We start from the raw sequence: 23,564 nt of genomic DNA, 5'->3' as shown, positions 1-23,564 counted from the left end.
CGTGAGCGCGTCAGTGTGTGTGCGGAACGGACTCGTCGTGCGGCTGGCCGAGAGGGATGCGGTTGGGTTCAGGTGCGTGCCTGTGAGGCACCGATTCGTCGTGGGGCTCGTCGCCGTCAACGACCGGGATCGCGTTGCCGGCGTCGTCATGATCGTGTGGGACCGACTCGTCATGACCCGTTGCGTCGGGTGACGACGTGTTGAAGATCGCGAAGGCGACAAAGAGAAGAGCCGTGATCGCGAGCGCGATGCCGCCGACGAGGAGGGTGGATTTGCCGCCGCCGGCCGTGGGCGCTTCGGGACTGTCGGTCGTGGTCATCGTCGGGCTCCTGTGGCGGAGTTGCTGATGAATGGGGTGGGACGAGGTCGTTCAGTCGGCCTCGTGCAGGTGCTGGTGGTCGTCGGCGTTGAGTGGGAACTCTTCGGGACTGACGGAGTGAACGTAGCCGTGGAGTTGCATGACAAGCAGCAGCGCGCCGACAGCGATCAGGCCGGCGTTGGCAGCACGGCTGAACGTTTTGAACGAGGCGGTCTTTCGCCAGGCGGCGAGCAGGAGGATCATCAGTCCCAGCGCAATCAACTGCCCAAGCTCGACCCCGACGTTGAACGAGAGGATGCGCAGGACGAGGCCGCCGGTGTCTTCGCCGAGCGGAAGCTGCTGCAGACGCGTCGACAGGCCGAAGCCGTGGATCAGGCCGAAGGCGAACACCATGCCCAGGAGATCTGGCGGATCGACGCCGAGCTGCTTCTGGAAGCCGCCGAGGTTGTCGAAACCCTTGCAGATGACGGTCAGAGCGATGACGGCGTCGATGAGGTAGTAGTTGGCCTGGATGCCCAGCAGCGTCGCGCCGATGAGCGTGATGCAGTGGCCGAGGGTGAAGGCGGTGATGAACTTCAGAACGTCGCCGAACTTGGTGAGAAAGAAGACGACGCCCAGCAGGAACAAGAGGTGGTCGTACCCGGTGAGCATGTGCTTGCCCCCCAGCCAGGCGTACTCGGGATAGCCGGCCTCCAGCATGCGGGCTTGGTCATCCTCGGTCATGCCGTGGGCAGACGCCTGCGTCGGGATGAGTGCGAGCAGGAGGATTACCGCCAGGAGCAGGCACCGACGCATTGCATGAAGCTATGCGCGCTCAGGACAGCCGCGGTGGTGAACGCGCTCGGGAGGATCGTCCCAGTTCTGCCGTCAAAAGGTGGTGGGTGCACCGGCGGCGTTTTCTTTTTGGGCACTGCGCTCGGGATTCTGCTGCCCGTTACGCCCGACTTCGCGTGCCGGCGATCGGCGACGTACGGTGCTGGGGCATGAGTTCGCCGTCCGAGACCACCACGATCGCCTCGTCGGCCGATGCGGAGCAGGCGGGGGTGCGGACGACGATCGAGCAAGTGCTCATCGCGCTCGTGCTCGCGTTCGTCTTCAGGGCGTTCGTCGTCGAGGCGTTCATCATCCCCACCGGCTCCATGGCCACGACGCTGCTGGGGGCGCACATGCGGTTCGATTGCCCGGACTGCGGGTGGGATTACGACGTCAACTACCGCACCGTCGGCTCGACCACGTTCATCCCGAAGAAGGCCCAGAATTCCAGCGGCGAGGATCGGACGCTCAACATCCGATGCCCCAACTGCGGCTTCCGACAGCCGCCGAGACCCATGCCCGGGCTGGACCCGGTCGACGAGAACGCACAAGGGCCGAACGTCTACTACGGCGACCGCATTCTGGTGCTGAAGTACCTCTACCTCTTCCAGGACCCCCAGCGTTACGACGTGGTTGTCTTCAAGAACCCGAGTCGGTCGGGAGCGGCCTACGCGAATCTGCCGGTCGAGAGCACGGAGTCGTACCAGGAGAACTACATCAAGCGGCTCGTCGGCCTGCCGGGCGAGAGCGTGCTGCTGCTCGACGGGGACGTCTACATCGCCGGCGACGCCCGGCACAAGGAGACGGCCGAGCTGACGGCGAGCGACTTCAAGATCGCCCGCAAGTCGGACACCGTGCAGGAGGCTCTCTGGCGTGTCGTGTACGACGACGACTTCCGCCCGCGCGGGGCCGAGCGGGACGTTCAGTTGTCGGGCGGACGCGTGGAGACGGATGCCGACTTCGAGCTTCCGTGGAAACCCTCGGGCGGCTGGCGTGTCGAATCGGACGGCTTCGCCTTCGCCGGTGAGGGCGGCCAGCTCACGTTCGACAAGGACGCCAACCCGCTCTGCTTCTACTTGCTCGACTACATCGCGTACAACCAGACATGGGATGATGGCCTTCGGGGGAAGGACAGTGCGGACACCTTTGGCCGAGGGTTCAACTTCGCCGGCGGACCGCACTCGCGTGATCCCGGCACGGCCTGGCTGCACTACGCCGATGACCTGCGCCTGAGCCTCGTCCACCACCGGCGCGACGGCGGCGGCCCGATCGCGCTGCGGCTGTCCGGCAATGGCAAGACGTTCGTCGCTCGCGTCACGCCGGGCGAAGTGGTTCTGCTGGACGAAACCGATCCGTCATCGCCGGTCGAACTCGCCCGGCACAGCGATGCGGGCGTCTCGGCCGTCGGCGGGACGTCGCGGCTGCAGCTGGCACATTTCGACTATGCGATCCACGTCGAGATCGATGGAAAGCGCGTCATCGAGACGAACTACGAGCCCGACGTCGGCGAACTGATCTTCGAGGAACGCAACAGCCTGAAGGGCCCGGAACCTGCGGCGTCGATCTCGGCCGTCGGGCACGTGGCCGACATCACGCGCGTCAAGCTGTACCGCGACGTCCACTACACCGCCCGCGACCAGACGGCTGGCGGCTCGGGCGGTGGCGGGTTGCATCCATACGCCTCGCCGGAGCTGTTCCCGCACGGCGTCATGCGGCTGGGCGAGGAGGAGTACTTCGTCATCGGTGATAACCCGATGCTGTCGGGCGACGCGCGGACGTGGACCGACGACGTTCTGCTCCCGCGTGAGCGACTCGCCTCAGATGCTGGCCGGGTTCCGGGCCGGTTTCTGCTCGGCAAGGCGTTCTTCGTCTACTGGCCGGGCGGGTACCGGCCGCTGCCCTTCCTGCCGCCGGTGGTGCCCAATGTCGGCGACATGCGGTTCATCCGCTGACGACCCCGATACAGTCCAACCCACGCCGCCAACGACGCGGCCTTCCATAAACCAACCGTCATGATCCGTCGCCAACGCCCCATGTCGCCCGTCACCCGCGCCGTCACCGAAACGCTCGAGAGCCGCCGCCTCCTGGCCGCACCGCAGCTGCTGAGCCAGCCGTTCGACCTTCCGGTCCAGGCGGGCAAGTCGCTGTACGTCCCGGTTCGTGCCGACGACACCGACGGCGATGCGCTGAACCTGACCGCCGAAGTGCTCGGCGACGACGCGAACAACGCCACGGCCACGTTCCTGCCGCGTGACACGACGTATCTGCAGATGAACCTCGCTGATGGGCGCGTGCTGACGTACCAGCTCTTCGACGACGTCGCGCCGGAGACCGTCCGCCGCATCAGCGGTCTGGCCGAGTCGGGCTTCTACGACGACCTGCGGATCTTCCGCGTCGTTCCCGACTTCATCTTCCAGTTCGGCAGCCCGGGCGAAAACGGCACCAACTCGAACCCGGTCCGCGACGAGGTCGAGTTCCGGTTCGACGACGAGTTCGACGCCGACTTTGTCTACAACGGCGACGGCCAGCTCGCCATGGCCAACGCCGGCAAGGACACCAACGGCAGCCAGTTCTTCGTCACGCAGGAACTGGCCACGCCCGGCACGGACAAGCGCATCCTCGACGGCAACTTCACGCTCTTCGGACAGCTGCTTCGCGGATTCGACGTCCGCGACGACATCATTAGCGGCTCTGCAAGCAGCCAGATTCTCGACGATCCGGTCGTCGTGACCTCGGTCGATGTCGTCGAGATCACCACCGACGGCGTCCTGGCGGTCAGCGCTGACAGCTCGCTCATCGGCGAGTCGTTTGAAGTCCGCGTCACCGCCACCGATCCCGACGGCGGCACCTCGACGGACACGTACGAGTTCGACGTCATCGAGGACGCGACCAACAGCCCGGCCGTGTTGCTGCAGTCGATCGACAACCTCGTCACCGACCAGGGCCAGGCGATCGTCTTCCAGACCGGCGCGGTCGATCCGGAAGACGATCCGATCGAATACGCCGCCGCGTTCAACGACGTCGAAAACGGCGGCTCCTTCCTTACGACGCAGGCTGGCGTGGGAACCGTGAGCGTCGACCAGAACACCGGCGACGTCACGTTCACGCCCGAGGCCGGCTTCACAGGCGCGGTCGATCTGTTCGTCTACGCCCGCGACATCATCGATGGCACGCCGCGGACCATTCGTGGGAACAACAGCTTCCCGTACGACATCCAGCAGGTCACCGTCGGCGTCGGCGATTCGGGCGGCACGCTCATTGGCCAGAACGTCGTCGCCATTCGTGGCGTCGAGCTGCAGGACGCCGTCGTTGCGACGCTCACCGACCTCGACCCCAACGGCGATCCGTCCGATTGGACCGCCACCATCGACTGGGGCGACGGCCAGGTCGACCAGGGCCTCGCCGGTGACAACCCGGTCGTCGTCCGCGAAGGCTCGACGCCCGGCACGTTCGAAGTCGTCGGCAGCCACACGTACGCGGGCGTCGCGGACGACCTGCCTATCACCGTCAACGTCACCGGCAACCTCGGCGCTAACCTCAGCGTTGTCGCCCTGGCTGATGTTCGCGAGGCCCAGACGCTGGACAGCAGCACTGGCATCCTGACGGTCAACGGCACCACCGGCTCGGACAACATCGCCGTCTCGCTCGACGGCTCAAACGTCATCATCAGCATCAACGGCCTGAATACGTCGCAGCCGCAGGACAGCGTCGGCATCATCGAGATTGAGGGCGGCGACGGGGACGACCTGATCGTCCTGGGTGAAGACGTCGCGGCCGCACGCATCTTCGCCGGTGCCGGCGACGACACCGTCTCGGGCGCACTCGGTAACGACGAGATCTTCGGCGGTGACGGCGACGACGTGCTGGACGGCTTCGGCGGCAACGACTCGATCGTCGGCGGCGAGGGCAACGACTACCTGCTCGGCGGCACCGGCATCACCTTCGACGCCGCAACGCTGGCGGCGGGCTTCTTCGACCAGGACACGCTCATCGGCGGTGCCGGCAACGACACGCTGACCGGCGGCCTCGACGCCAACGTCCTCGAAGGCGGCGAGGGTGACGACCTGCTCAACGGCTCGGGCTCACGCGACACGCTCCGTGGCCAAGCCGGCAACGACACGCTCCGAGGCTTCGGCAACAACGACCTGCTCATCGGCGGCGATGGCAACGACACCCTCGTCGGCGACGCCCTCGATGGCCCGCGCGGCGGCGTCGCCAACGGCGGACCCGACTCGCTCGAAGGTGGCAATGGCGTCGACCTGATCGAGGGCGTCTTCGGCGACGACAGCCTCGATGGCGGCGCTGGTGCCGACTTCCTCTTCGGCGGCGACGGTGACGACACGGTCTTCAACGACGATGACGACGACGCGTTCGACTCGATCGAGATCATCGACGGCGTTTGAACCAGGATGACGACGAGACCGCGAGGCAGGGCGGCTTCAGCCGCCCTGCCTTGTTTTTATAAGCATCAAGCCACCAACCGAACCGCTTGCTCAACATCGACGTTGAGCTGACGCACCAGCGGATCGACCCCGGAATACCGCTCCTGCCCACGCAGCCATCGCTCCAGTGTCACACTCAGGTGACGCCCGTACAGGTCCCCCTCGAAGCCGACCAGGTACGCCTCGACCGTCCGCACTGGTCCGTCGAACGTCGGGTTCGTGCCGATGCTGACCGCCGCGACGTGCGACGCGCCGTCGACATCGCATCGCCCGGCATAGACGCCGTCTGCAGGGACGAGGTGGTCATCTACTTGCACGTTGGCCGTCGGGAAACCGATCGTGCGTCCACGCTGGGCTCCGCGAACGACCTCGCCACTCACGCTGTATTTCCGGCCGAGCACCGCAGCCGCGTCGCACACCCGCCCGTGCACGACGAGCCATCGAACCAGACTGCTCGACGCGGAAACCACCTGAAGGCCCGGCAACACCACCGTTGCTTGCTCGACAATCTCGACCGATACGCCTGACTCCGCTAGCCACTCGGTCAGCCGGTCCACGTTGCCGATGGCACCTCTGCCAAACCGAAAGTCGTGCCCTTCCGCCCAGACCGCCGGCTCGGCCCGGTCGCGGACCGCTTCACAAAACGCTTTGGCCTCCAGCTTCAGAACTGAATCGTCTGCCGGAAGTTCGACCAGATGCGTCACGCCCGCTTCGGCCAGCAGCGCACGCTTCCGCTCGACGCTCGTCAGCCTCGGCGGCGCGAGGTCGGGCCGAAGGACCGACGTCGGATGCGGCTCGAACGTCGCGACCACCACGCCTGACGTGCCAGCGTCGGCAAGGTGATCGATGATCTTCTGGTGCCCGAGGTGGATGCCGTCGAAGTTGCCAACCGACAACGCCGCCCCTCGCGGCAGGTGATTCATCGCATCCAGGCCGTGCAACAGCTCCATGCCCGCGACGTTACGGCGTTGGCGACAGGAACCGCTGCTGCACGTTTCTGGGCAAGCCGTCGGCAACGACGAAGTCGGCGCTTTCTTCGCGAAACACCAATCGACCCAACCGGACCCGACGTCCAGGATCCCAGACGTCAAAGCCGTTGCCCGACGCCACCGGACGCAGCTCAATCGGATCGCGATAACCCAGCGCGACCGGCCGGCTCCGGAGCGGCGTGCGCGCGACCGGCTGATCAGCCAAAGGCGGGTTCGCAGGGTCGTACGGCACAAAGCCCGGCCGATCGATCGCACCCGCGTCGTAGCTCTTGATGCCGCGACCGCTACCGGTGACGTAGACGAGGTCCAACTCGCCATCGCCGTCCGCATCGGCGAGCGTGAAGCTCGTGATCCCGGGTCCGCCAGAGCCAGAACCGACCTGAATCGCGTCGTCGCTCGTCACGGCAAAGGTCTCGTACGCGAACACCTCGCCGGGCTCGTCTTTGACGCGAAACGTCTGCAGGCCGAGGTTCTCGAATACCCCGTCCGGCGTTGTCTCCTCCAGCGGCAGCAGAAACAGCGTCCCGCCGCCTTGGTCTTCGAGCTGCGTGATCAGCCGAGCCCGCGCTCCTTCGACCGACTGCGGCGTCGGAGGCGGTGCGACGTCTGGCTCAGATGAACAACCGGCGAGGCCCACCAAACTGGCCAGTCCCGCGACGAGGACAATTCTCATGGCGTCATCGTGCCCGGCCGCGGGGTTGTCGGCAAGTTTCGCACTCGCCACCATGCTCGCATGCCCGACGTCTTCGACCCTTACGCCCATGACAGGCCGATGATCCTGCCGTCGATTCTGTCAGCCGACTTCACCAAGCTTGGGAGCGAAATCGACGACGTCCTCGACAGCGGTGGTGATGCGCTCCACATCGACATCATGGACGGACACTTCGTCAGGACCGTCAGCTTCGGACCGGTGGTGGTCAAGGCCGCAAGGCAAGCCGCCCCGGAGGCATACCTGGACTGTCACCTGATGGTCACGCGACCCGAAGAGGTCGCACCGCAGCTCATCGCCGCCGGTGCAGACGGCATCACGTTTCATGCCGAACTCGCCGACAACGTTCGGCGGACACTGGCGGACTTGAATAGCAGCGTTGAAAGCGACGGCGTCGACATCGGCGTGGCCATCAACCCGATGACGCCCGCCGAAGCCGTCTTTCCGATTCTGGACGAGGTTCGCCTTGTGCTCGTGATGAGCGTCGTGCCCGGCGCGAGCGGGCAATCGTTCATGCCAAGCGTGCTGGACAAGTGCGAGGCGATCAAGCGGCGACTACGACCCGACCAGCGACTCGAAATCGACGGCGGAATCAGCGTCGACACAATCGGCCGGGCACGATCCGCCGGCGTCGACTGGTTCGTCGCGGCCAGTGCGATCTTCGGCGAGTCGAACCGGGCCGACGCCATCGCCGCCCTTCGCGCTGGCCTGTCCTAACCTTGCTGCCATGGCGACGACTGCTCCAGCCGAGACCCGGCCGCCGAAATCGACACGCATTCCTGAAGGCCTCTGGGTCGCCTGCAAGGGTTGCGGTGCGACGCTCTTCCGAAAGTCGCTCGAAGCCAACCTGCTCGTCTGCCCCGAGTGCGGCCATCACCACCGCGTCTCGGGCCGCGAGCGGGTGCGACAGCTTGCCGACCCGGACACGTTCGAGGAGACCGACGGCGACCTTACCAGCACGGACCCGCTCGGCTTTTCCGACCGCAAAACCTACACCGACCGGCTCGCCGCCGAGCGGCTCAAAGGCGGCTCGGCCGACGCACTCGTCAGCGGCCGGGCGTTCATCAAGGGCCGTCCCGTCATCGTCGCGGCGATGGACCCGACGTTCATGATGGGCTCGATGGGCAGCGTCGTCGGCGAGAAGCTAACTCGCGCAATCGAACGCGCGACCGACGAGAAGAAGCCCATCATCATCGTCAGCTGCTCCGGCGGAGCACGCATGCAGGAGTCGACGCTCTCACTCATGCAGATGGCCAAAACCTCGGCCGCCCTGGCTCGCCACGACGACGCCGGCGGGCTCTTCGTCAGCGTCCTCTCTGATCCGACAACGGGCGGCGTCACAGCGAGCTTTGCCATGCTGGGCGACTTCATCCTCGCCGAGCCGGGTGCGCTGATCGGTTTCGCAGGCCCACGCGTGATCGAGTCGACGACCAAGCAAAAGCTTCCGCCCGGCTTCCAGCGTGCCGAGTTCCTTGAGCAGAAGGGCTTTGTCGACTTCGTCGTACCGCGCCACGATCTTCGCAAGGAGATCGCCCGCTTGATCGACTACTGCTGCGGCTGAGCGTGGACCAAGACGACGCGAGCTACGTCTGCCCTTCCTGCGGCGAGGAGATCGTCATCCCCGTCGATCCATCTGCTGGCGAGGAGCAGGAGTATGTCGAAGACTGCCCCGTCTGCTGCCGGCCGGTGATCATCCGCGTCTTCCGCTCGGGCGACGCCCTGGTCGTCGACGCTCAGGCCGAGTGAGTTGTACTTGATAAAAGTGAGCTTCGGCGGCGGAAGATCAGAAAACCATGGGCTTGAAGCCCACAGCTGGGATCACTTGTCCAAGGGATCACGCGATTTGACGCGACTATCGGCAAAACGAGCGATGATTGCCCACATGAGACGCATCGCTGCTGTTCTAGCTGTCGTGGCCGTCGTGTTGCTGCCGACTGGCTGCGACTCTGCTGCCACCGCCGAAGTCAACGCCACGCCCACGACGCGGCCGGCGATGAGTGCCAGCGGGCACGACCTGACCGGCTGGGACGCCGCTCGCGCAAACGCTGTTGCGAAAGAGAAGCTTTCGCCGCTCGGCTACAAGGTCACACGCGAAGACGGCACCGAGCGTGCGTTCACCAGCGATCTGCTGAACGAGAAGCGCAGCGGTGTCTTCGCCTGTATCGTGTGCGCGTTACCGCTCTACAGCAGCGACACGAAATACGACAGTGGCACCGGCTGGCCGAGCTTTTGGCGCGAGATTGACGAGGATCACGTCGTGACCAAGCCGGACTTCAGCTACGGCATGGTCCGCACCGAGGTCGAGTGCGGCCGGTGCAACAGCCACCTCGGCCACGTCTTCACCGACGGTCCGGCACCGACCGGACTGAGGCACTGCATCAATGGCGTCTCATTGACCTTCGTCCCGAGCGACATCGGCTAGAACGGCAGCGACTGATCCATCCAGTCGTCGCTGCGAAGGACCTGTTTGCGGTTGAAACGTGCGAGTTTTTCAGCCCGCTTCTGCGCGATCCGGATGAGGCGACTGCCGCCCAGCGCACGCCACTTGTTGCGGAGGCGGTCGACATGACGCTTGATGAGGTCGTCCTCGGCACTGGCGAACATTTGGGCCGTCCCAGGGTCGCCTTGACGGCCCGCTCGGCCGAAGAGCTGACGGTCGATGCGACCGCTGGCGTGCGGCTCGGTCGCGATGACATTGAGCCCACCATTGTCGCGGACGCCGCGGCCCAGCAGAATGTCCGTACCACGACCGGCCATGTTCGTCGCGACCGTGATCGCCCCTGGCTGACCAGCCTGTGCGACAACCTCGGCCTCTTGCTGGTCCTGACGAGCGTTGAGCACGCGATGTGGCAGTCCACGCTCGGCCAGGCGGCGATCGACCTCTTCGCTGCTCCAGACGCTCCGCGTGCCGATCAGCACGGGCTTGCCGTCGGCGTGCAGCTCGGCGACGCGGTCGACGACGGCTTCCCACTTCTCGTCGCTGGTTCCATAGAACCGCAGCGGCAGCTGCTGGCGAATCAGCGGCTTGTTCGTCGGCACGCGAACAACCGCCTTGTTGAAGATCTGCCAGAGCTCGCCGCGGGCTTCCCACGCGGTGCCGGTCATGCCGGCCAAATGCGGGTATTGCCGGAAGAACCGCTGGAAGCTGAGACGAGCCAGGTTCTCCTTGTCGCTGGTGACCTCGACGCTCTCTTTGATCTCGATCGCCTGGTGAAGCCCGCCGCGCCAGGACCGATCGGCCATGGTTCGGCCCGTGGATTCGTCGATGATGACGATCTTGCCGTCGTCGCTGATGAGGTACTGCTCGTCCTTGAGGAAGCAGTACTCGCCGACGAGTGCCTGCGTGACGAGCTCCTCGCGGCGACGCCGACCGACCCAGAACCCGGCGTCCTCTTCCTTCGGCAGCGCCTCAGCCAGCCTGTGGAGTTGCTCTTTGCCCCGGCCGGTGAGGTCGACCTTCCGTTCGGTGCGGTCGACTTTGTAGTCGCGATTTTCGGTTAACTGGAGTGCGAGGTCACGGGCCTCACGATAGAGCGGCTCGTTCGCGTTGCCGTCGGGCGCATTACTGATGATGAGCGGCGTGACGGCCTCGTCGATCAGCAGCGAGTCCGCCTCGTCGACCACGCAACGGAACAGACCCGGTACGAGGCACGGCCTGTTCTGCCGGCCGGCCATCATGCCGATGGCGGTGCTGGAGCTGGATCGCTGCTCGCCGAGCATGATCTGGTCGCGCAGGAAGTCGGCGACGAGTTCCTTGCTCGTGCAGTAGACGACGCCCTTGCGATACGCGTGATAACGGTCCTGCGGCGTCGTCTCGTGCGTGACCGCCGAGACGCTCGAGCCGAGCAGTTCGAACAGCGGCCGGTTCAACTCGGCGTCGCGGGCAACGAGGTAGTCGTTGACGGTAACGACGTGTACCGGCCGACCCTGCCACGCGAGGATCGCGGCACCGATCGCAGCGGTCAGCGTCTTGCCCTCACCCGTGGCCATCTCCGCGACGTAGCCCATTTGAATCGCCCGGGCACCGGCGATCTGCACGGGAAACGGTCGCTTCTGGACGGTGCGGACAGACGCCTCGCGGGCAATGGCGAACGCGCGTGCAAGGTCGTCAGGTTGCTTGTCGAGTCGGCCACGCCGGGCGACGTCGCGGAGTCGAGCGACTTCCTCCTTGAACGCCGTCGAGCCGAGCTTTTGCACTTCGGGCTCAAGCGCGTCGACCTGCCGCGAGAACGAAAGCAAGCCACGCAAGACCGGCTGCTTGTGCTTCACCCATCCCACGGCCGCATTGGCGGCTGTGTCGAGGCCCTTGATTTCCGGGGCCTTGACGCGGCGTGCGTCGAAGATGTGGAACAGCTCGCCGGCTGCGGAACTCATGGTTGCGTTGGCTAGCCCTGCTGGGCGGCGGTGGCGGTGGTCTGTGTCTGGATGAGCTGCCGTGCGGCACGCAGGGCCTGCGTCATAATCGGCTCATCTTCGAGCTTGATGCGAACGTACGCCCGCTGCCCCGGCAGATACCGAGGCCGATCGCCCTCGCCCGCGTTGGGCAGGACGAGGCGGATCTCGAAGAGGCTCTCGCTCGACTTGTTCGGGTCGGACGGATCCGGCGCGATCGTTCCGCCGCCGGCGAAGGTCAAGGCATTGCTCCTCAGCTCGTTCTTCGCAGACGGCAGCATGCGAACGTCGGCGTCGATCTCGCCACCCTCGATCGGATTGTCAAGATCACTCGCAAGCCGAACCTGAACCGTCGCGGCGTCGCGCTTCATCGCGTCGAAGACCCGCTGGTACGACGCCTGATCGACGCTGACGAAGAACTCGAGCTGCTGAGCGTCCTGCACGATACCCAGCGGATCGCCCTGCTGCAGATACGTGTCCAGTCGATCTTCGATTCGTGGAGCCATGAAGACGCCGGCGATCGGGGCCCGGACGACGAGATCGTCGAGCCGCTTCTTGAGCCCTTCGACACGGGTCTTGGCACCGGCGATCTGCTCATTCAGCGAGCCGAGGAAGGCCCGGTCGTTGAACCGCACGCCGTCGCGAAGCGTGCGAAGTCGCTCGACTTCCAGCTCGGCGACTCGGAGCTCGGTCTCGAGCTCCTTGTTCTCCAGCGTCGCCAGCGGCTGGCCCTCTTCGACAAGATCGCCGTCGCGAACTTCGAGCTTCACGAGCGTGCCGGCCGACATGATGGTCGCCTCGGCCCGGTCCAGCGGTTCGCTGATTGCGTCCGCCCGCACGGCCGAGGGGATCGGCAGGATCCCGACGAAAAACACGAGCACCGCTGTGACCGTCCCGGTGAAGAGCCACGCGCGGGTCCGCTTGCGGTGCAGTTCTGGTTCCGTCGTGAGGTACTTGAAGAGCTTAAAGATCGGGACGACGAAGAACGTCGCAATCGCCCCCGCCGCCAGGAAGTAGCCGACGATGCGGACCTGCTCCGGCAGCGAGTAGATCACCATGTAGAGGATGGCGAACCCGATGAAGATGCGGTAGAGCCCGCTGGCCGACCAGTAAAACGCGAGCCAGAGTTTCTGGCGAATCGTCTGCGGCAGCGGCTGAGTCGTCTTGACCCGCAGGATGTACCGCTTAATCAGGCCGAGGCTGTACTCGCGGGACTTTTGCTGCAGGTTCGGGATTTCCAGCCAATCCGACAGGATGTAGTACCCGTCGTAGCGGAGCAGCGGGTTGGCGTTGAAGAGCAGCGTGCTGATCGAAGCGATCAGCATCGTGTAGTACGCGATCTGGTTGACGGCCGAATTCGGGTTATTCAGCGTGATGTACCAAACGATCGCGGCGAGCGCCGCAATGAACACCTCGGCGATCATGCCGCCGGCACCGACGAAGATGCGCTTCCACTTGCTCGGGAAGCCCCATGCTGTCGACGCGTCGACGTACGGACACGGCATGAGCACCAGGAACATGATGCCGACCTCGTGACACTCCCCGCCGAATCGCCTGACCGCGAAGGCGTGTCCCATCTCGTGCAAAAACTTCGTGCCGAGGAAGGTGACGCCCAGCAGCAGCCACATCTCGACGGTGCCGCTCCGAAGGAAGTCCTGCGTCTGTGCCGCGAACTTGTCGCTCTCGGGCAAGACCAGGAAGAGTGCCGCCCCGACCACGAGCAGCCACAGGATCATCCCACCCCGGCTGATCAGCGGGCCGGCGAGCGGCATCCAGATCTTGAGGAACTTATCCGGGTCCCAAAGCGGAATGCGTGGGAAGAGCAGGTTCATCAGCCTGCCTTGGAACTTGCGTTCGCGCTGCTTCTTCTGCCGACGCAGCAGCACCTGGGCGTCGGGGGCGATGTTCGTCTCGATCAGGTTCGCGCTGTAGAGCTGCGAGAGGATCTGAATGACTTCCGGCTGCGTCGGCGCGTCGTCCGCCAGCTGTCCGCCGACGAGTTCCCACGCCTCGCCGACAGTCCGCGTGCCGTCGAGCAGGCCGATGAACTGGTAGGCGACGTCGCTGAGCCGGTGATACTGGTTGCCGGCCGGGTCACGGACGATGTACCACCGCTCGCCGCGGTAGAACTGCCGCGAGATCTGTGCGGCGGCACGGAGACGCGGCTTGAGGTCTTTGACCCGGTACCACGATTCGCTGAACGTTGGGCGGAGTTGGAGGGTCATCGTGGAACGAGTTGCTAGCGGTTAGGGCCTAGCGACTAGGCCAGAGTTGGAGTCCTCGCGGTCATCGGTGTCTGCCCTAGCAGCTAGTCGCTAGCAGCTAACAGCTACGCATTCACAGCCACAGCTTCAGCCGCACCCAGTCGGTGAGGCGGTGCGTCCATTGCCAGGCGAGGCTGCGATTGTCGACGTCGATGCGGACTTCGCCGGTGCCGCCGGAGCGCCAGGTCGGGTCGATGTCGGCCGGGGCGACGGTGGCGACGACCGTGTAGGCGTTGGTCTGAGCCCGCGGGTCGGCGGCTGCAGCGTCGATGATGTCGACGACCTCCAGCGGAATCTTCCGTCCCGGGCGGCTGCTGGTCGCGAGCGTGCCAGGATCGCCCACGCCGATGTCGGCAATGTCGCGGTCCGCGACGCGGGCCTCGATCGTGAGCTTCGACGGATCGCCGACGACGACGATGGGCGAGCCGATCTGCACGACGTCGCCGATCCGCTCGCGAAGGTCTTGCTGGCCGGGCACTTCGAGGATCACGCCATCGACGGGCGAGCGGAGCGTCGACTTCTCGATCTTCGACTCGATCTGGGCGATTCGTGCCTGAGCGACCTCGGCCTCGGCCATCTTGGCCCGTTGCTGGGCTCGAACGCTGGGACCCTCTTCCATGCGGGCACGCAGAGCAAGGGCTTCCTGAATCGCCTGCTGATGAGCCTTCTGCTGGACGACGAGTTCTTCCTCGAACTCCCGCGTGTCGAGCATCACGATGGGTTGGCCGGCCGTGACGGTGTCCCCTTCGGTCAGACGTCTGCCGTCGACCTCGGCAATCGCGACGATCTGCCCGTTGAACGGCGCGTCGACGACTCGGCGGACCTCCGGCACGAACTCGAACGGAGCCGCGACGCGGTACATCGGCTTGTACAGCGTCAGAAACAGCAGCAAGCCGAGGACGGCCAGGATGATGACCTTCGCAAGCGTGTGCTGACGCAGGCCGAAGATCTTCTTGGTGTTGTCGCGGACGCTCAGACCCGCCTTCGTAATCAGGTAGCGATCGTTCTGGAACCGGTCGTACAGCTGCGGGGCCAGCAGTTCGGCCGCGACGGCAAGCGAGGTCGACTCGGCCGGGCTGGTCGGCTTCTCCGGCGGGAACTCCATCGTCATCACGCCAACCAGTTTCTCGCGACGCCGCAGCGGCACGCTGACGACGCGGTTGCCACCTTCCATCTGCGAGAGCTTCATCGCCTCGCGCGTGACGTTGTCCGTCGATCCGCCGGCCGGGTCGAACTGGCAGAACTCGTCCTGGTCGAGGCATTCCTCCATCACCGCGACGAGCTGCACGGAGAGCTCCTGCTTCTTGTCAAACTCTTCGGTGTGGCTGATCGCCTTGAGCTGAATCTTGTCGCCGCCGAAGGTCTTGACCCAGCCGAGCGCGACACGCGCGGCACCAGCACGGGCAGCAAGTTCGTTGCACAGAGCAACGCCGCTCGCGTGGAAGTCCTCGGCCGTGGCGACGACGCTGGCAAACTGCAAAACATCCTGGTGCGTCTTGGCGACCTGCTTGTTCTGCTCGCTCTGCCGACGCAGTAGGAACATGTCGAAGTAGCCCGCGACCAGCTGCATCGTGCTAAGCCGCTGAAGCGCTCGACCCTCGTCACGGCAACGCGTGATGACGGCGGTGGCCGCGACGGCGCGGTCGTCCTGGCGAAGCAGCGTGACGAGGCAGAACTGGGCCTCGCTCTCGTCGCTGCCGGCCGAGACCCGGAGGGCTCCGTCTTTGTCCTGCTTGACGCACTGCGTGACGATCTCGCGGAAGGCCATGATCGCCTGCCGCTTGATGCCGTCCTCGACGTTGTCGGGGCGGACGTGCTTGAGCGTGCGGAGCTCGGGATTGCCGTCGGCGTCGGGCCCTTCGATCATGAAGGCGGCGCCTTCGGTGCCAGCGACGACGGAGGCCTGAGTGTGAATCAAGTCCTCCATGAAGTCCGGCAGGTTGCCGGCGTTTTCGACGAGTCGCTGGACAAGCCGGGCGCGGGCCAGCCGCTTTTCCTGCTTGGCCTGGTCCTGCTGTTCGGACTGCTGGCGTTGCTCACGCTCGGACTGCTGGACGTGGGGCTGGGCGGCGATGGCCATGACGCGGGGGAGGAGGTTCGGCCGGCGGCTTGGGTGGCGTGCCGGGCTTCAAGCTTACTCGGGCAGGGTTTTGTCCGGGAGGTGGCTCCGTCCAACGCTTCCTTTAGAGGTAGACGCTCTGACGCAGCCGTGGGTTCAGTCTACTCATCGGCCAGCTTCACCTGGACCTCGCGACCGGCGGCACGAAGCTCGGGATTCGGAAGCTCCAGCTCGACCTTCTGCTCGTTCGTCTCCGCCGAGGCGATCGGGTCGATGAAGCTGATGGTCGCCCGCTGCCAGGAGCCGTCGCGACCGTAGCGGACCATGACCTCGTCGCCCTTGGCAAGGCTGGCGACGCGATCGGGTGGAAGATTGAGGATTTCGACCTTCAGCGGGTCGAGAACGACCAGTTCGATGGTCGGATTCTGCGGGCCGTGCATTTCGCCGACCTGGGCCTCGATCGTCCGGACAATGCCCGCCGACGGGGCGTTGACGGCCTTCTGGGCGATTTGGATTTCGAGCTGATCGACCCGGGCGTCGGCCGCGGTGCCCTGCCGGATTTCTTCGTCCGTCTGCAATTCGGCGATGACGCGGTTGATTCGTGCCTCCTCGAGCTCCAACTGGTTGCCGAAGCCCTGGTCGCGTGCGAGTTCAGTCCGCTTCTCCTGCACAGCGGCGAGGTCGGCACGCTGGCGGGCGGTCGCGATCCGACCGGCGACATCGGCCTCGGCACGGAGTTCGACGAGCCGAGCCCGCTCCAGGCGATCGTCCTGCCGCATGAGCAGCTGGTCTTCCTCAACGCGATCGCCGGGCCGGACAGCCACTTCTGCGACCTTGCCGACGTTGCTGAAGGCGAGCTCGAACGACTTGCTGGGCCGGGTGATGCCGACGAACGTCCGGTCGCCGGACGAGGCCGCGTCGAAGCCGCCGACGTCCTGGGCGGTCGCGGTGGTCGACCAGCCGATCAGACCGGCGGCAACGAGGAGGCTCGGCAGGACGAGGAGTCGAAGGGGTCTGTCGATCATGGAAGGCAGCGGTTCGTCGAACTGGCGGGGCAACAGCGTAGATGGTCCGCCCGCCAATCGCGACGGGCCAGGGCTTGGCGGCGTTATCGGGTGACACGTGAGCCGCAACTTGGTCAGGCGTAGCCGAGATCGGCCAGGTCGTCTTCGTCCAGGCCGAAGTAGTGCCCGAGCTCGTGGAGGAGCGTGATTCGAACCTGCTCGATGAGGTCGTCGCGATCCTCGCTGAAGTCTTCGACGTCGTGCCGGAAGATCCAGATTCGCGGCGGCACGTCGACCAAACCCTCGGCGGCCATGTCGGGCATGGCCACACCTTCGAACAAGCCCAGCAGCAGCTCCTCCTCCGGGATCTCCATGTCTCTCAGCAGCTCCGGCGACGGCCGATCGACGACGGTAACCGGGACGTTCTCTTCCAGCGTCTGCCGCCACCGCTCGGGCAGCCGGCGTATCGCCTGGGCGACCAGCTGCTGAAACTCGAGCTCGGACGTCTCGTAGGGCATTCTCTTGCGGGAACGCTATCGCGGTCGGAGCCTCGTCCTTGAAGGTCTCCAATTAGCGGTGAGCAGACAGAAGCGGGACCACTCGATCTGCACCTACCCTCTCACGTGCCCCGACTCCGCTCTGGCGTGACACTGCTTGTCGCCTCACTCGTGGCGTTGACGTCGCTCGGATGCAGCATTCCGACGTTCGTGGTGCAGCCGGTCTCGAATAGCCCGGAACTCGAAGAAGTCGTTGTTCGCCGTGGCGAGACCAAACGAGCCAAAGTCGCGGTGATTCCTGTCGAAGGCCTTCTCGTTAACGCACGCACCGGCGGCGGGCTGCTCGGAACCGAGGAAAACCCGGTCAGCCTTTTTCGCCAGCAGCTCGCCCGGGCAGCGGCTGATGATCGGGTCAAGGCGGTCGTGCTCCGCATCAACAGTCCGGGCGGCACTGTGGCTGCAAGCGAGGCGATGTACCGCGATGTTCTGCGGTTCAAGCAGCAGACCGGCAAGGTGGTCGTCGCCGCGTCGCAGGACGTCTCAGCCAGCGGCGGGTACTACGTCTCGTGTGCGGCCGACGAAATCCACGCGGTCCCGGGTGGCATCGTCGGCAGCATCGGCGTCATCTTCCAAACCCTCGACGCCAGCGAACTCATGGCCAAAATCGGCGTCGAGGTACGGCCGATTACCAGCGGCGACCTCAAAGACCTCGGCAGCCCGTTCGACGGACTCAGCGAGGAGGAAGAGGCCGTCTTCCGAGGGCTCGTCGACGACTTTTTCGCAAGCTTTGTCGCGGTCGTGAACGAACATCGGGAGATTTCCGACACCGAGACCGCGTTCGACGGCCGGGTCTTCAGTGCGACGCAGGCAAAGGAGATCGGCCTGATCGACGAGGTACTCGACCTCGACAGCTCCTTATCGCGGGCGGCAGAGTTGGCCGATGCCAAGGGAGCCACCGTCATCCGCTACACCCGTCCGTTCGGCTATCGGGGGAGCATCTACGCCTCGGGCGATGTCGCATCCCTGACGCCGAGACCGGCCTTGCCGGGCAGCGAGGTGCTGGAGCGGTATCTTCAGATGCTCGAACCCGGGGCGTACTACCTCTGGATGCCTTGAGCCACGCACGAACCGACCCACCCGACGCCCGATGATTCGACTTCGTTGCGGCAACTGCAGCGAGATTCTGGAGGTTGACGACGCCTTTGCGGGCGGCGTTTGTCGGTGCAAATTCTGCGGCACCATCCAAACGGTTCCAACGAATGCGGCAGAGCTGGAGTTGGCCGAGGGCTCGACCGCCCAGGGCTCGGCCGGCAAGGCCAAGCCGCTCTACCGCCGCGAGGAGCAAACCGACAACACCAGCGGCCTTGATGAACTGGCCGACGTCGTCGCCAGCAGCAGCGGACTCTCCAGCGGCCTGAATCGGGCGGCCTCGCGAAACAAGCGGCCCAGTCGACGCGGAACATCCGTCAGCGTGCAGGTGCCGGCCGCCAAGGCGACCAAATCGAGCGACAGCCGGCTCCGCATCGCCATCGCCGCGGCCGCGTTGCTCGCGATTGTCGTCGTCGTTCTCGTCATCACGCTGCTCGGCGGGGAAGACGAGCGTCTCGCCGACGAAACGACAGGCCTGTCCGGAATCGACCTTTCAGACTCCGTGTCGTTCGTCGTCGACACGGGCACGGCCAGCGAGCGGACGTTCAGGCCGTCGATGCTTCTGCTGATCGACGCGGCACGCACGCTCCCGGCGGGCGGGCAGTATCAGTTCATCTTCTGGCCCGCGAGCCGGATCGGGCGCGACGATGCCGACCTTTCCGCGACTGCGCTGCCGGCCCGGACGCTCCGCCCCGCCACCGCCGCAAGTCTCGACACGGTTCGCGATCGCCTCGACGAACTCGATGTCGGCGGCAGCACGCTCATCGCCCCGGCCATGGACGTCGCACTTGAAGCCAGTCCGGGGGCAATACTCGTCGTCACGGGGAACGCGGTGTTTCTCCCCGACGATTTTGCCGAGTCGGTCGTGTCCCAGCGAGACGCCGCCAGCGCGACGATGCCGGTCCACACGATCACGCTCGGCCAGGCGGAACCAGCCGACGAGCTGGCGGAGTTGGCTGAGCTGACTGGCGGCCAGGCGATCGCGCTGAGCATGGCCGACATTCGCCAGCTCCGTCGCGAAATCACCGCCCGACCCGAAGGCGGTGGGTCATGAGTCGCGGCGTCACGATCCTCGTTGGGACGGCGATCGGGTTGATCATTCTTGCGGTTTTGCTGCAACTCCTTTCGCCAGCCCCGCTGACCGACACTGCGTCTCCGGGCCTGGCAGCAATCGCGGTCACGGAGGACGGCGTTTGGAGCGACGTCGCGGAAAGGCCCGTGGGATGGCAGCGGCTCGAGGCGTTCGCGGCCGGCGATCGGGTGCTCGTGCCCGACGACCTGTCGGCGGTCTACGACGGCGATCCGCCGGCGCACTTTTTTATCGGACGCGACGGGCAAGTGTTCGCGTTGGCTCGCTGGTTTCAGCAGCGACCATCTGCCGCGGGTTTTGGGGGAACTTCGAGTGCAAGCGTGCTGTTAGCGGGTGACGCGTTGGACCTGACACCGGCTCAACGCGATGCCGCCCGTTCGCTTTCAATCGCGCTGGGTCTGCCGCGAGTGTCTCCGTGAGCAGCAGAATCTTTGTGACAACTTCAGCGTTGTGTCCTGTAAGCCGATTCGGTCGGCAGACGACTTCTCATCGGGTGATGGGGTCGCGTTTCGTCCTTTGGTGTCGCGACTGCGGTGCCGCTTTCGGTTTGGCAGGTTGCGATGTCTCTTCGTGCGATCCAGAATCCGGCTACAGCGTCGGGCGTTGGCCTGGCGGGAGAAGCCGATCTCTCGGCTTCCTCCGGATCGTCCGGCTATCGTGAGCCACTGCCCGGCTCCCGCCGGAAACCGTCCACTCGCTCGGAGCGAACGTCCCGACAGGCCATGCCGGAGAGACTTCTCAACTACGATCTCCAAGGCGTCCTCGGTCAAGGTGCGGGAAGCACGATTTATCGTGCCAAAGACATCAACACCGGACGGATGGTCGCGCTCAAGCACGTTCAGCGCGTCAAGCCCAAGGACCTCCGCTTCGTCGAGCAGATGGAGACGGAGCACGACGTCTCTCGGAACTTCACGCACCCCAACCTGCGTCGCAGCTTTGCCCTCAAGGTGACGCGGACGATGCTCGTGAAGGTCACCGAGGCCATCCTCGTGATGGAGTACATTGACGCCAAGCCCCTTGAGAAGGGCCTGCCGCCAGACCTGGCGGACGTGATCAAGACCTTCATCGACGCCGCTGCCGGACTGGCGGCGATGCATCGCATGGGCTGGGCCCACTGCGACATCAAGCCCAACAACATCCTCCGCGCCGCCGACGGCACCGTGAAGGTGATCGACTTCGGCCAGTCCTGTCGCATCGGAACCGTCAAGGAGCGCATCCAGGGCACGCCCGACTACATCGCGCCCGAACAGGTCGAGCGGCTGCCGATCAGCGAAGCGACCGACGTCTTCAATCTCGGCGCGACGCTCTACTGGGCACTGACCGGCAAGCACGTCCCGACCACCTACCACGCCAAGCGCGCTGGTGAGAACAGCTTCGTCCTCGACGCGCTCTTCAAGAGCCCGCACGAACTCAACAAGGACGTCCCCCAAATCGTCAGCGACGTCGTCATGCAGTGCGTCCTGACCAATCCGAAGAAGCGGCCACAGACGATGGAGGAGCTCAGCCGCAAGCTTGAAGTCGGCCACCACATCCTTGAGTCCCGTGGCGACGGTGGGTCCTCAAGCGGTTCGGACGAAGTTGAGCCCTTTGACGACACGCACTTCTGACGCGTCTCGGCGGCTCGCCTAGCTTCGAGCTTGAGCAATCCCAGGAAGATCGTCCTCGCCTACTCGGGCGGGTTGGATACGAGTGTCATTCTGCCGTGGCTCAAGGGCCGGTATCCCGGCTGTGAGGTTGTCGCCTTCGCGGCCGAACTCGGCCAGGGCAGCGAGCTCGAAGGCGTCGAGAAGAAAGCCCGCGAGAGCGGGGCCGACGACGTCGTCGTCGCAGACCTCCGGCGGGAGTTCGCGGAGGACTTCTGCTACCCGATGCTGCGGGCCCACGCGGTCTACGAGAGGGACTACCTGCTCGGCACGAGCATCGCCCGACCGCTCATCGCCGCCAAGCAGGTCGAAGCCGCCCGGAAGGTCGGCGCCGACGCGGTGGCGCACGGTGCGACCGGCAAGGGCAACGACCAGGTCCGGTTCGAGCTGACGTACCAGGCGCTCGCGCCGGACCTGCAGATCATCTCGCCCTGGAAGGATCCGTCCTTCGAACTTCGCGACCGCGAGGCGGCCATCGAATACGCCCGCGAACACGGCGTGCCGGTGACGTCGACCAAGGAGAAAATCTACAGCCAGGACCGCAACCTTTGGCACATCAGCCACGAGGGTGCCGAGATCGAGGACCCGGCCAGCGAGCCAAAGTGGGAGCGGTGCCTGACGATGGCGCGGCCCATCGAACAGACACCCGATGAGGCACGACACGTCCGGATCGACTTCGAGCACGGCGACCCCGTGGCCGTCGACGGTGAGAAGCTGCGTGGGGACGATCTCATCGCCCGCATGAACGAGGTCGCCGGCGAGCACGGCATCGGCGTGAAGCTGCTGGTCGAGAACCGCCTCGTCGGCATGAAATCACGCGGCGTCTACGAAACCCCTGGCGGCACGGCGCTCTACCGCGCCCACAACCACCTCGAACAGCTGACGCTCGAACGCGACCTCTTCCACGCCAAGGAGAAGATCGCTCTCGACTACGCCCGCCTTGTTTACAACGGCCAGTGGTTTCACCCACTGCGACGGGCGATGCAGGCGTTCATCGACGAGGCCAGCCGGCCGGTCACGGGTGCCGTGACGCTGTCGCTCTACAAGGGCACCGTCGACGCGGTGGCGGTCGAGTCGCCGGAAACGCTCTATGACCCGGAGATGGCGAGCTTCAGCATGGAGGGCTACGACATCACGGCGGCGCGAGGCTTCATCGATTGCTTCGGGCTCCCGATGAAAGCGTCGAATCTCCGCGATCGTCGCTGATCTGGTCGATGGTGGATCGTTGCCTGACCACAGCGTGGACCCACGACGTGCGTGCTCTCGCACAGCGGTGAGCGTGCACCAACGTCAGCGCTCCGTTCGCGAAGCGACAGCTTCCTACGGTGCCCGCGAATGAAGAGCGTGCTTGGTGAACACCTAAAGAACGACTCGATCGGTCCGGTGCACTTGGTGCCCTTTTTCCCGTCCGGGTTCATTTCGGACGACGCGTCGAAGAGGGTCATGGCTGAGCTGGCAAATGCCGGGGCGGGTGCGATCGAGGTGGGAGTTCCGTTTAGCGACCCGATAGCAGACGGGCCGACGATTCAGGCGGCGTACCACGAGACGCTCTCGCGCGGCGTCACGCTCGACCACGCACTGGAACTTGGCCGACCGGACGGCACGTCGTGCCCGCGGCTCGTCATGGTCAGCTACAGCCTTGCGGCTCGCCAGGACATTGGTGCATTCCTGCAAAAGCTCGTCGATCTCGGCTACGCGGGTGTTCTGTGCCCAGACCTGCCGGTGGGTGAGGCGGAAGCGTTCTGTGCAATGGCGCGAGCGGTGCAGATCGATCCGATTCTGCTGGTTGCGCCCAACACGCCAGCGGCTCGACGCAACCGCATCGGAGAGCTCGCTGGCGGCTTCATCTACTACCTCTCGATCGCAGGTACCACCGGTGAGCGCGACGACCTGCCGGCCGAGCTGGAGACGGGCGTTCGCGACATGCGCGATCGCACGGACCTTCCGATCTGCGTCGGCTTCGGCATCAGCCGACACCGGCACCTGCAAGCACTTGAAGGCGTTGCGGATGGCGCAATCGTCGGCAGCGCCTTTGTCCGAGCAGCGGAGCGTGCTCGCGACCGCGGGGACGACGCCGTGGTTGACGAGTGTGGCCGCTTGGCTAGGTCTTTGATCGGAGCGCCGGCTGCCGCAGCTGACGGGTAGCCGAATGCCGACACTTGCCGTACCCTCCGCGGGTCCAGCGGCCCATAAC

At 65.3% G+C, this 23,564-nt stretch carries 21 protein-coding genes; 12 read left to right on the top strand and 9 right to left on the bottom strand.

Annotation, left to right across the window (positions count from 1 at the left end; genetic code table 11):
- Window positions 1–10: 10 nt before the first annotated feature.
- Window positions 11–319, bottom strand: coding sequence for a hypothetical protein (locus AAGI46_02270; protein MEM1011029.1), 309 nt, complete (start codon window positions 317–319; stop codon window positions 11–13).
- Window positions 320–370: 51 nt separating this feature from the next.
- On the bottom strand, window positions 371–1,114 hold the full coding sequence (locus tag AAGI46_02265) for a HupE/UreJ family protein (protein MEM1011028.1): 744 nt from the start codon (window positions 1,112–1,114) through the stop codon (window positions 371–373).
- A 188-nt stretch (window positions 1,115–1,302) separates the two neighbouring features.
- Between AAGI46_02265 and lepB the strand changes: the two genes are divergently transcribed.
- Both lepB and AAGI46_02255 read left to right on the top strand, forming a co-directional pair.
- Window positions 1,303–3,084, top strand: coding sequence for a signal peptidase I (gene lepB, locus AAGI46_02260; GenBank protein MEM1011027.1), 1,782 nt, complete (start codon window positions 1,303–1,305; stop codon window positions 3,082–3,084).
- A gap of 60 nt (window positions 3,085–3,144) precedes the next feature.
- Window positions 3,145–5,535: a peptidylprolyl isomerase gene (locus AAGI46_02255; GenBank protein ID MEM1011026.1), complete on the top strand. Its 2,391-nt coding sequence runs from the start codon at window positions 3,145–3,147 to the stop codon at window positions 5,533–5,535.
- A 65-nt stretch (window positions 5,536–5,600) separates the two neighbouring features.
- Here the strand turns inward: AAGI46_02255 and ribF are convergent, their stop codons facing one another.
- Both ribF and AAGI46_02245 read right to left on the bottom strand, forming a co-directional pair.
- Entirely contained in the window at window positions 5,601–6,524 is a 924-nt protein-coding gene (gene ribF, locus AAGI46_02250; GenBank protein ID MEM1011025.1) for a riboflavin biosynthesis protein RibF, read from the bottom strand.
- A 10-nt stretch (window positions 6,525–6,534) separates the two neighbouring features.
- Window positions 6,535–7,236 carry a hypothetical protein gene (locus AAGI46_02245; protein ID MEM1011024.1) on the bottom strand — a complete coding sequence of 234 codons (702 nt, stop codon included), beginning with the start codon at window positions 7,234–7,236 and terminating at the stop codon, window positions 6,535–6,537.
- Between the two features lie 60 nt (window positions 7,237–7,296).
- Between AAGI46_02245 and rpe the strand changes: the two genes are divergently transcribed.
- The 4 genes from rpe (at window position 7,297) to msrB (ending at window position 9,694) form a co-directional block, all read left to right on the top strand.
- Window positions 7,297–7,989: a ribulose-phosphate 3-epimerase gene (gene rpe, locus AAGI46_02240; protein MEM1011023.1), complete on the top strand. Its 693-nt coding sequence runs from the start codon at window positions 7,297–7,299 to the stop codon at window positions 7,987–7,989.
- 10 nt (window positions 7,990–7,999) lie between these two features.
- The gene (gene accD / locus AAGI46_02235) at window positions 8,000–8,833 is read left to right on the top strand and encodes an acetyl-CoA carboxylase, carboxyltransferase subunit beta (GenBank protein ID MEM1011022.1); all 834 of its coding nucleotides are present in this window, start codon (window positions 8,000–8,002) and stop codon (window positions 8,831–8,833) included.
- A gap of 2 nt (window positions 8,834–8,835) precedes the next feature.
- Window positions 8,836–9,018: a CPXCG motif-containing cysteine-rich protein gene (locus tag AAGI46_02230; protein ID MEM1011021.1), complete on the top strand. Its 183-nt coding sequence runs from the start codon at window positions 8,836–8,838 to the stop codon at window positions 9,016–9,018.
- A 136-nt stretch (window positions 9,019–9,154) separates the two neighbouring features.
- Entirely contained in the window at window positions 9,155–9,694 is a 540-nt protein-coding gene (msrB, locus tag AAGI46_02225) for a peptide-methionine (R)-S-oxide reductase MsrB (protein MEM1011020.1), read from the top strand.
- Here the strand turns inward: msrB and AAGI46_02220 are convergent.
- The 5 genes from AAGI46_02220 to AAGI46_02200 all read right to left on the bottom strand — a co-directional run bounded on the left by AAGI46_02220 (window position 9,691) and on the right by AAGI46_02200 (window position 17,509).
- On the bottom strand, window positions 9,691–11,646 hold the full coding sequence (locus AAGI46_02220) for a hypothetical protein (protein MEM1011019.1): 1,956 nt from the start codon (window positions 11,644–11,646) through the stop codon (window positions 9,691–9,693). The genes msrB and AAGI46_02220 overlap by 4 nt on opposite strands.
- Window positions 11,647–11,657: 11 nt before the next feature.
- Window positions 11,658–13,889 (bottom strand): biotin/lipoyl-binding protein, encoded by a 2,232-nt coding sequence (locus tag AAGI46_02215; protein MEM1011018.1) that lies wholly within the window; start codon window positions 13,887–13,889, stop codon window positions 11,658–11,660.
- 112 nt (window positions 13,890–14,001) lie between these two features.
- Window positions 14,002–16,008, bottom strand: a complete 2,007-nt coding sequence (locus AAGI46_02210) for an HlyD family efflux transporter periplasmic adaptor subunit (GenBank protein ID MEM1011017.1) — start codon at window positions 16,006–16,008, stop codon at window positions 14,002–14,004.
- A gap of 140 nt (window positions 16,009–16,148) precedes the next feature.
- Entirely contained in the window at window positions 16,149–17,012 is an 864-nt protein-coding gene (locus tag AAGI46_02205) for an HlyD family efflux transporter periplasmic adaptor subunit (protein ID MEM1011016.1), read from the bottom strand.
- Between the two features lie 113 nt (window positions 17,013–17,125).
- Window positions 17,126–17,509 carry a metallopeptidase family protein gene (locus AAGI46_02200; protein MEM1011015.1) on the bottom strand — a complete coding sequence of 128 codons (384 nt, stop codon included), beginning with the start codon at window positions 17,507–17,509 and terminating at the stop codon, window positions 17,126–17,128.
- A gap of 105 nt (window positions 17,510–17,614) precedes the next feature.
- On the opposite strand from AAGI46_02200, the gene sppA reads away from it, so the two are divergent.
- The 6 genes from sppA (at window position 17,615) to trpA (ending at window position 23,515) form a co-directional block, all read left to right on the top strand.
- The gene (sppA, locus tag AAGI46_02195) at window positions 17,615–18,604 is read left to right on the top strand and encodes a signal peptide peptidase SppA (GenBank protein MEM1011014.1); all 990 of its coding nucleotides are present in this window, start codon (window positions 17,615–17,617) and stop codon (window positions 18,602–18,604) included.
- 31 nt (window positions 18,605–18,635) lie between these two features.
- Window positions 18,636–19,691 (top strand): hypothetical protein, encoded by a 1,056-nt coding sequence (locus AAGI46_02190; protein ID MEM1011013.1) that lies wholly within the window; start codon window positions 18,636–18,638, stop codon window positions 19,689–19,691.
- Window positions 19,688–20,146: a hypothetical protein gene (locus tag AAGI46_02185; protein ID MEM1011012.1), complete on the top strand. Its 459-nt coding sequence runs from the start codon at window positions 19,688–19,690 to the stop codon at window positions 20,144–20,146. Before AAGI46_02190 ends, AAGI46_02185 begins: the two co-directional genes overlap by 4 nt.
- Before the next feature lie 303 nt (window positions 20,147–20,449).
- Window positions 20,450–21,334: a serine/threonine-protein kinase gene (locus AAGI46_02180; GenBank protein MEM1011011.1), complete on the top strand. Its 885-nt coding sequence runs from the start codon at window positions 20,450–20,452 to the stop codon at window positions 21,332–21,334.
- A 30-nt stretch (window positions 21,335–21,364) separates the two neighbouring features.
- Entirely contained in the window at window positions 21,365–22,576 is a 1,212-nt protein-coding gene (locus tag AAGI46_02175) for an argininosuccinate synthase (protein MEM1011010.1), read from the top strand.
- Window positions 22,577–22,705: 129 nt separating this feature from the next.
- Window positions 22,706–23,515, top strand: a complete 810-nt coding sequence (trpA, locus tag AAGI46_02170) for a tryptophan synthase subunit alpha (protein ID MEM1011009.1) — start codon at window positions 22,706–22,708, stop codon at window positions 23,513–23,515.
- Window positions 23,516–23,564 lie beyond the last annotated feature (49 nt).

It is taken from the genome of Planctomycetota bacterium (assembly GCA_038746835.1).
GTDB lineage: Bacteria > Planctomycetota > Phycisphaerae > Tepidisphaerales > Tepidisphaeraceae > JBCDKH01.
Note: the sequence above shows the minus strand (reverse complement) of the source record. Positions and strands in the feature narration are given on the sequence as shown.

What these genes read in the sequence shown, in the direction of transcription:
- AAGI46_02270 (MEM1011029.1), bottom strand. Translation starts at nt 319, where the DNA reads ATGACCACGACCGACAGTCCCGAAGCGCCCACGGCCGGCGGCGGCAAA.
- AAGI46_02265 (MEM1011028.1), bottom strand. Translation starts at nt 1,114, where the DNA reads ATGCGTCGGTGCCTGCTCCTGGCGGTAATCCTCCTGCTCGCACTCATC.
- lepB (MEM1011027.1), top strand. Translation starts at nt 1,303, where the DNA reads ATGAGTTCGCCGTCCGAGACCACCACGATCGCCTCGTCGGCCGATGCG.
- AAGI46_02255 (MEM1011026.1), top strand. Translation starts at nt 3,145, where the DNA reads ATGATCCGTCGCCAACGCCCCATGTCGCCCGTCACCCGCGCCGTCACC.
- ribF (MEM1011025.1), bottom strand. Translation starts at nt 6,524, where the DNA reads ATGGAGCTGTTGCACGGCCTGGATGCGATGAATCACCTGCCGCGAGGG.
- AAGI46_02245 (MEM1011024.1), bottom strand. Translation starts at nt 7,236, where the DNA reads ATGAGAATTGTCCTCGTCGCGGGACTGGCCAGTTTGGTGGGCCTCGCC.
- rpe (MEM1011023.1), top strand. Translation starts at nt 7,297, where the DNA reads ATGCCCGACGTCTTCGACCCTTACGCCCATGACAGGCCGATGATCCTG.
- accD (MEM1011022.1), top strand. Translation starts at nt 8,000, where the DNA reads ATGGCGACGACTGCTCCAGCCGAGACCCGGCCGCCGAAATCGACACGC.
- msrB (MEM1011020.1), top strand. Translation starts at nt 9,155, where the DNA reads ATGAGACGCATCGCTGCTGTTCTAGCTGTCGTGGCCGTCGTGTTGCTG.
- AAGI46_02220 (MEM1011019.1), bottom strand. Translation starts at nt 11,646, where the DNA reads ATGAGTTCCGCAGCCGGCGAGCTGTTCCACATCTTCGACGCACGCCGC.
- AAGI46_02215 (MEM1011018.1), bottom strand. Translation starts at nt 13,889, where the DNA reads ATGACCCTCCAACTCCGCCCAACGTTCAGCGAATCGTGGTACCGGGTC.
- AAGI46_02210 (MEM1011017.1), bottom strand. Translation starts at nt 16,008, where the DNA reads ATGGCCATCGCCGCCCAGCCCCACGTCCAGCAGTCCGAGCGTGAGCAA.
- AAGI46_02205 (MEM1011016.1), bottom strand. Translation starts at nt 17,012, where the DNA reads ATGATCGACAGACCCCTTCGACTCCTCGTCCTGCCGAGCCTCCTCGTT.
- AAGI46_02200 (MEM1011015.1), bottom strand. Translation starts at nt 17,509, where the DNA reads ATGCCCTACGAGACGTCCGAGCTCGAGTTTCAGCAGCTGGTCGCCCAG.
- AAGI46_02190 (MEM1011013.1), top strand. Translation starts at nt 18,636, where the DNA reads ATGATTCGACTTCGTTGCGGCAACTGCAGCGAGATTCTGGAGGTTGAC.
- AAGI46_02185 (MEM1011012.1), top strand. Translation starts at nt 19,688, where the DNA reads ATGAGTCGCGGCGTCACGATCCTCGTTGGGACGGCGATCGGGTTGATC.
- AAGI46_02180 (MEM1011011.1), top strand. Translation starts at nt 20,450, where the DNA reads ATGCCGGAGAGACTTCTCAACTACGATCTCCAAGGCGTCCTCGGTCAA.
- trpA (MEM1011009.1), top strand. Translation starts at nt 22,706, where the DNA reads ATGAAGAGCGTGCTTGGTGAACACCTAAAGAACGACTCGATCGGTCCG.